Genomic DNA, 8,037 nt, shown 5'->3' with positions numbered 1-8,037 from the left:
CGGAGCTACCATGACCACGCCCAGCGAAAAAGTTGTCGAAGCTCTCCGGGCCTCGCTGAAGGAGACCGAGCGCCTCAGGCGGCAGAACCGCGAACTCGCCGCCGCGGCCTCGGAGCCCATCGCGATCGTCGCGATGAGCTGCCGCTACCCCGGAGGCGTCACCTCCCCCGAGGACCTGTGGGACCTCGTCTCCTCCGGCACCGACGCCGTCTCCGGCTTCCCCACCGACCGCGGCTGGGACCTGGACGCGCTGCGGGACGCGGGCGTCGACGCCCGCGGCCACTCCGTCAGCCAGCGCGGCGGATTCCTCGACTCGGTCGCCGACTTCGACGCCGCGTTCTTCGGCGTCTCCCCGCGCGAGGCCGTCTCCATGGACCCGCAGCAGCGGCTCCTCCTGGAGACCTCCTGGGAGGCGATCGAGCGCGCCGGCATCGACCCCCGGTCGCTGCGCTCCAGCCCCACCGGCGTGTTCGTCGGCACCAACGGCCAGGACTACGCGTACCTCCTGATCCGCTCCCTGGGCGACGCCACCGGCGACATCGGCACCGGCATCGCCGCCAGCGCCACCTCAGGACGGCTGTCGTACACCCTGGGTCTTGAGGGCCCCGCGGTCACCGTCGACACGGCCTGCTCCTCCTCGCTCGTCGCCCTGCACGCCGCCGCCCACGCCCTGCGCGCCGGCGAGTGCGGCCTCGCCCTCGCGGGCGGCGTCAACGTGATGTCGGCGCCCGGCTCGCTGCTGGAGTTCAGCCGCCAGGGCGGACTGGCCGGCGACGGCCGCTGCAAGGCTTTCTCCGACGACGCCGACGGCACCGGCTGGTCCGAGGGCGTCGGCGTGCTCCTGCTGGAGAAGCTGTCCGACGCCCGCCGCAACGGCCACCCCGTCCTCGCCGTGATCCGTGGCTCCGCCGTCAACCAGGACGGCGCCTCCAACGGCTTCACCGCACCCAACGGGCCCGCGCAGCAGCGCGTCATCGGCCAGGCCCTGGGCGCGGCCGGCCTCACCCCCGCCGACGTCGACGCCGTCGAGGCGCACGGCACCGGCACCCCGCTCGGCGACCCCATCGAGGCCCAGGCCCTGCTGGCCACGTACGGCCAGGACCGGCCCGCGGAGAGCCCCCTGCTGCTCGGGTCCGTCAAGTCGAACATCGGCCACGCGCAGGCCGCCGCCGGGGTCGCCGGTGTCATCAAGATGGTCATGGCGATGCGCCACGGGGTCCTGCCGAAGACCCTGCACGCCGACCGCCCCTCCCGGCACGTCGACTGGACCTCCGGATCCGTCCGGCTGCTCACCGACCGCACCGAGTGGCCCGAGACCGGACGGCCCCGCCGCGTCGGCGTCTCCTCCTTCGGCATCAGCGGCACCAACGCCCACGTGGTCCTGGAACAGGCCGAACCGGCCCCGGCGCCGGAATCCTCGGCCGAGCCCGAACCGGTGGCCGTACCGGCCGTCGTGCCGTGGCCGGTCTCCGCCCGCTCCGAGGCCGCCCTCGACGACCAGATCGCCCGGCTCACCGCCCTCACCGGCGCCACCCCCCTCGACATCGGCCACTCCCTGGCGACCGGCCGCTCCACCTTCGAGCACCGCGCCGTCCTGCTCACCGGCGTCGACGGTGTCCGCACCGAGGCGGCCCGCGCGCACGCCGCCGAACGCTCCCTGGCGGTGCTGTTCTCCGGCCAGGGCTCACAGCGTGCCGGGATGGGGCGCGAACTGTACGCGCGCTTCCCGGTGTTCGCGGCGGCCCTCGACGAGGTCCTGGAACTGCTCGACCCGCACCTCGAACGCCCCCTGCGCGAGGTGCTGTTCGCCGGCCGCCGCACCCCCGAGGCCGCGCTCCTCGACACCACCGGCTGCACCCAGCCCGCCCTGTTCGCCGTCGAGGTCGCCCTCCACCGCCTGGTCGAGTCATGGGGTGTGACCCCCGAGTTCGTCGCCGGCCACTCCATCGGGGAGATCACCGCCGCGCACGTGGCGGGCGTCTTCTCCCTGGCGGACGCCTGCACGCTGGTCGCCGCCCGCGCCCGCCTCATGCAGGAACTGCCCGCGGGGGGCGCCATGGTGGCCGTGCAGGCCACCGAGGCCGAGGTCGCGCCGCGGCTGACCGCCGGTGTCGCCCTGGCCGCCGTCAACGGCCCCGACTCCGTCGTCCTCGCGGGCGAGGAGTGCGAAGTCCTCGCCCTCGCCGCCGCGTTCGCCGCCGACGGCCGCAAGACCCAGCGCCTGACGGTCAGTCACGCCTTCCACTCGCCGCTCATGGAACCGATGCTCGCGGAGTTCCGCCGCGTCGCCGAGAGCCTCACCTACCACGAACCCCTCCTCCCGGTCGTCTCCAACGTCACCGGCGCCCTCGCCGACGAACACCTGCTCACCAGCCCCGACTACTGGGTGGACCACGTCCGCGCGACCGTCCGCTTCGCCGACGGGATCCGCGCCCTCACCGACGCCGGCGCCAACGCCTTCCTCGAACTCGGACCCGACGGCGTACTCGCCGCCCTCGTCCAGCAGACCGTCGAGGACCACGGCACGGTGGCCGTACCGGTGCTGCGCAAGGACCGCGCGGAGGAGCGCTGCCTCCTCACCGCCCTGGCCCGGCTGCACACGGCAGGCGTCGACGTCGACTGGACGGCCTGCTTCGACGGTACCGGCGCCCGCCGCACCGACCTGCCCACCTACAGCTGGCAGCACGAGCGTTACTGGCCGGTGCTGATGGCCGCCGCCGGCGACGTCAGCGCCGCGGGCCTGGTCTCCGCCGAGCACCCGCTGCTCGGCGCCGCCGTCTCCCTGGCCGGCACGGACGGCGTCCTGTTCACCGGACGCCTCTCCGCCCAGACGCACCCCTGGCTGATGGACCACACCGTCGGCGGCATGGCGGCCTTCCCCGCCACCGGCTTCCTGGAGCTCGCGGTCCGCGCCGGCGACCAGGTCGGCTGCGACCGCATCGACGAACTCACCCTCGCCAAGCCCCTCGTCCTCACCGAGAACTCCGCCGCCGTCGTCCAGGTCCTGGTCGGCGCCCCCGACGAGCGCGGCGCCCGCCCCGTCACCGTCTACTCCCAGACGGTCGACGACCCCGAGCAGCGGTGGACCGAACACGCCTCCGGCCTGCTGACCACGGGCGAGCGCACCGCCGGCTTCGACGCCACCGTCTGGCCGCCGCGCGGCGCCGTCGCCGCCGACCTGGAGGGCTTCTACGAACGCACCGAGTACGGACCCGTCTTCCAGGGCCTGCGCGCCGTGTGGACCCGCGGCGACGAAGCCTTCGTCGAGGTCGCCCTGCCCGCACAGGTCGACGACGCCGAGTACTACGGCATGCACCCCGCCCTGCTGGACGCCGCCGTGCAGTCCGTCGGCTTCGCCGGCCTCGGCGACGGCAAGAAGCTCGTCCCGTTCTCCTGGTCCGGGGTCTCCCTGCACGCGGGCGGCGCCTCCGTCGTCCGGGTCCGCGTGGCCCGCGTCGGCGAGGACTCGGTGTCCATCGCCGCCGTCGACGTCGAGGGCGCCCCGGTGCTCTCCGCCGAGTCGCTGACCCTGCGCGCCCCCTCCGCACTGCACGCCCCCGCCCTGCACCGCGGCGAACAGGACGGACTGCTCCGCCTGGAATGGGTGCCAGCCCCGGACGACGGCACCACCACCGCCGTACGCCCGGTCACCCTCGGCGCCGACGCCTCCTGGCCCGCCCCCGTGACCGGTCTCGCCGAGGCCGCCGCCCGCACCCCGGCCCCCGACCTGGTACTGGTCCCGCTGCACAGCCCCGACGGCGACACCCCGGCCGCCGTCCACGCCCTCACCGCCCGCACCCTGGAACTGGTGCGCCAGTGGCTGGAGTTGGACGCCGACGCCGGACGCCTGGTCTTCGTCACCCGCGGTGCCGTCGCCGCCGGGGCCCCCGGGACCGTCCGGGACCTCGCGGCCGCCGCCGCGCACGGCCTGGTCCGCACCGCCGAGGCCGAGAACCCCGGCCGCTTCGCCCTGCTCGACCTGGACCCCGGAACGGACGCCCCCTCCGACGACGTCCTCGCACGGCTCCCGGCCCTGCTGGCGGACGGCGACACCCAGTTCGCCGTACGGGACGACGCCCTGCTGGTCGCACGGCTGGCCCGACTCACCACCGGCGCGGGCCTCCTGCCCGTACCCGGACTGCCGTGGCGCCTGGACAGCACCGCCCCGGGCAGCATCGACGGCCTCGCCCTCGTCCCCGCCCCCGAGGCCCTGGACGAGCCCACGGGCCGCCAGGTGCGCATCGAGGTGCGGGCCGCGGGCCTCAACTTCCGTGACGTGCTCAACGCGCTGGGCATGTACCCCGGCGAGGCCGGGCTGCTCGGTTCCGAGGCGGCCGGTGTCGTCACCGCCGCGGGCCCCGAGGTGACCGGCCTCGCGGTCGGCGACCGGGTGACGGGCATGGTGCCCGGCGGCCTCGCGGACCAGGTCCTCGTCGACGAGCGATACCTCGCCCCCGCCCCGGCGGAGTGGAGCGACGAGACGGCGGCGTCGGTGCCGCTGGTGTTCCTGACGGCGCTGTACGCCTTCCGTGACCTGGCCGGTCTGTCGGCGGGGGAGCGGGTGCTGATCCACGCCGGTGCGGGTGGTGTGGGGATGGCGGCGGTGCAGTTGGCGCGTCATCTGGGTGCCGAGGTGTTCGCGACGGCGAGTGAGGGCAAGTGGGACACCCTGCGGGGTCTCGGGCTGGACGAGGAGCACATCGCGTCGTCGCGTGATGTGGGTTTCGAGGAGAGGTTCCGTGCGGTCACCGGCGGTCGCGGCATGGATGTGGTGCTGAACGCGCTGGCGGGTGAGTTCGTGGACGCGTCGCTGCGGATCACGGCGTCCGGGGGCCGGTTCCTGGAGATGGGCAAGACCGACATCCGTGACCCGGAGTCGGTCGGGGATGTGCGGTACCGGGCCTTCGACCTGGGTGAGGCGGGTCCGGAGCGGACCGGTGAACTGCTGGGCGAGTTGCTGGACCTCTTCGCCGGGGGTGTGCTGCGGCCGTTGCCGGTGCGGGTGTGGGATGTGCGGCGGGCGCGTGAGGCGTTCCGGTTCATGAGCCAGGCCAAGCACATCGGGAAGATCGTGCTGTCCATGCCGCCGCGCTGGGACCCCGAGGGCACGGTGCTGATCACCGGCGGTACCGGTGCTCTGGGCGGGCATCTGGCCCGTCGCTTCGCCGCCGCCGGTATGCGGCACCTGCTGCTGACCAGCCGGCGCGGTGCGGACGCCCCCGGCGCCACCGAACTCGCGGCAGAGCTCCGTGAGTTGGGTGCCGAGGTCACCGTCACCGCCTGCGACACCGCCGACCGTGACGCCACCGCCGCCCTCATCGGCGCCGTACCGGCCGAGCACCCGCTGACCGCTGTCGTCCACACCGCGGGCGTCCTCGACGACGGGGTGGTCACATCACTGTCGCAGGAGCGGCTGTCGGCCGTGCTGCGGCCGAAGGTGGATGCGGCCTGGCACCTGCACGAGCTGACCCGTGGCCTGGACCTTGCGGCGTTCGTGATGTTCTCCTCGGTGTCCGGGGTGATGGGCAGTGCGGGGCAGGCCAACTACGCGGCGGCCAACGTCTTCATGGACGCCCTGGCCCAGCACCGCGCGGCCGAGGGGCTGCCCGGCCAGTCCCTGGCCTGGGGCGCCTGGGAACAGTCCGCCGGCATGACCGGCACGCTCTCCGAGGCGGACATGCAGCGCATCGCCGCCTCCGGCGCCGCGCCGCTCCCCGTCGAGCGAGGTCTGACCCTCTTCGACACGGCCACCGGCTCCGACGAACCCCTGGTCGTCGTCATCGGCGCCACCTCCGGCGACACCCGGATACCCGGAGCCGTCCCGCCGCTGCTGCGGAATCTGGTACGCGGCACCCGTCGTGCCGCCGCGACCGCCACCGGCGGCGCGAGCACCGCGGCCGACCTCGCCCGCCACCTCCTCCAGCTCGCCCCGGAGGACAGGGTCCGCCACGCCGTCGAACTGGTCCGCGCCGAAGCGGCCGCCGTGCTCGGGCACGCCTCGGCCAAGGCCGTCGAACCCGGCCGGGAGTTCCGCGAGCTGGGCTTCGACTCGCTCACCGCCGTCGAACTGCGCAACCGACTGACCACCGTCACCGGTCTGCGCCTCACCGCCACCCTGGTCTTCGACTACCCCACCCCGCACGGCCTCGCCGAGCACCTGGTGGCCGAACTGCTCGACGAGCACGGCGAGACCGGCACGCCCGTCGTGGCGGCCGACGTCGCCGACGACCCGGTCGTCATCGTCGGCATGGCCTGCCGGATGCCCGGTGGCGTCACCACCCCGGACGACCTGTGGCGGATGCTCGCCGGTGGCGAGGACCGCATCACCGGGTTCCCGACCGACCGCGGCTGGGACCTGGACGCCCTGTTCGGCGGCGGTCACGACAACCGCGGTGTCAGCGCCACCCGCCGCGGCGGCTTCCTGCACGACGTCGGCGGCTTCGACGCCGGGTTCTTCGGGATCTCCCCGCGCGAGGCCCTGGCGATGGACCCGCAGCAGCGGCTCCTCCTGGAGACCTCCTGGGAGGCGTTCGAGCGCGCGGGCATCGACCCCGCCGGCCTGCGCGGCAGCGCCACCGGCATCTTCGTCGGCACCACCGGCCAGGACTACGCCAACCTCGTCATGACGTCCCGCGAGGACGTGGAGGGACACGCGAGCACCGGCCTGGCCACCAGCGTCATCTCCGGCCGGGTCTCCTACGCCCTCGGTCTGGAGGGCCCGGCGCTCACCGTCGACACCGCGTGCTCCTCCTCGCTCGTCGCGCTCCACCTCGCCGCCCAGTCGCTGCGCAGCGGGGAGAGCTCTCTCGCCCTCGCGGGCGGGGTCACCGTGCTGTCGACCCCGATGAACTTCTCCGGGTTCACCCGGCAGGGCGGCCTGGCCGGCGACGGCCTGTGCAAGGCGTTCGCGGACGCCGCCGACGGCACCGGCTGGTCCGAGGGCGTCGGCATGCTCGTCCTGGAACGCCTCTCCGACGCCCGGCGCAACGGCCACGAGGTACTGGCCGTGGTCCGGGGCTCCGCCATCAACCAGGACGGCGCCTCCAACGGCCTCACCGCCCCGAACGGCCCTTCCCAGCAGCGCGTCATCCGCCAGGCCCTGGCGAGCGCCGGACTGGGTGCCGCCGAGGTCGACGCGGTCGAGGCACACGGCACCGGTACCACCCTGGGCGACCCGATCGAGGCGCAGGCCCTCCTCGCCACCTACGGCAGGGACCGGCCCGAGGACCGGCCGCTGCTGCTCGGCTCCATCAAGTCGAACATCGGCCACACCCAGGCCGCCGCCGGTGTCGCCGGCGTCATCAAGATGGTGCTCGCCATGCGCCACGGCGCGCTGCCCAAGTCCCTGCACATCGACCGGCCGTCGACCCACGTCGACTGGGCGGCCGGAGCGGTCCGCCTGCTCACCGAGGAGACCGCCTGGCCCGAGACCGGGCGCCCATGGCGGGCCGGTGTGTCCTCCTTCGGACTCAGCGGCACCAACGCCCACGTGATCCTGGAACAGCCGGAGCCGCAGCCCCTGGAGGCGCAGGTGGCGGACCCGGAGGTCACCCCCGGCGTCGTGCCGTGGCCCGTCTCCGCCCGTACCGAGGAAGCGCTGCCGGGACAGCTGGAGCGCGTCACCGCGCTCGACGCGTCCGCGCTCGACCTGGGTTACTCCCTCGCCACCGGCCGCTCCTCCTTCGACCACCGCGTCGTCCTGCTGGCCGGCGCTGAGGGCGACCCTGTCGAGGTGGCCCGGGGCCGTGCCGTCGAGCGCCGGCTCGCGGTCCTGTTCTCCGGTCAGGGTTCGCAGCGCGCGGGGATGGGGCGTGACCTGTACGCGCGCTTCCCGGTGTTCGCGGCGGCACTGGACGAGGTGCTCGCGCTGCTGGACCCGCGGCTCGACCGTCCGCTGCGGGAGGTGCTGTTCGCCGAGGAGGGCTCGCGGGACAGCTCCCTGCTGGACACGACCGGGTACACGCAGCCCGCGCTGTTCGCGATCGAGGTGGCGCTGTACCGGCTGGTGGAGTCGTGGGGTGTGACGCCGGAATTCGT

Annotated in this window: 1 protein-coding gene; it reads left to right on the top strand. The window is 74.4% G+C overall.

Annotated features, from left to right (window positions below):
• Nucleotides 1-10: 10 nt before the first annotated feature.
• A partial coding sequence (locus tag ACFYXC_RS20520) for an SDR family NAD(P)-dependent oxidoreductase (protein WP_389553513.1) occupies nucleotides 11-8,037 on the top strand: 8,027 nt, incomplete at its 3' end.

It is taken from the genome of Streptomyces sp. NPDC002701, assembly GCF_042889045.1.
GTDB lineage: Bacteria > Actinomycetota > Actinomycetes > Streptomycetales > Streptomycetaceae > Streptomyces.
The sequence above is the reverse complement of the archived record's forward strand: the minus strand, read 5'-3'. Positions and strand labels throughout refer to the sequence as shown.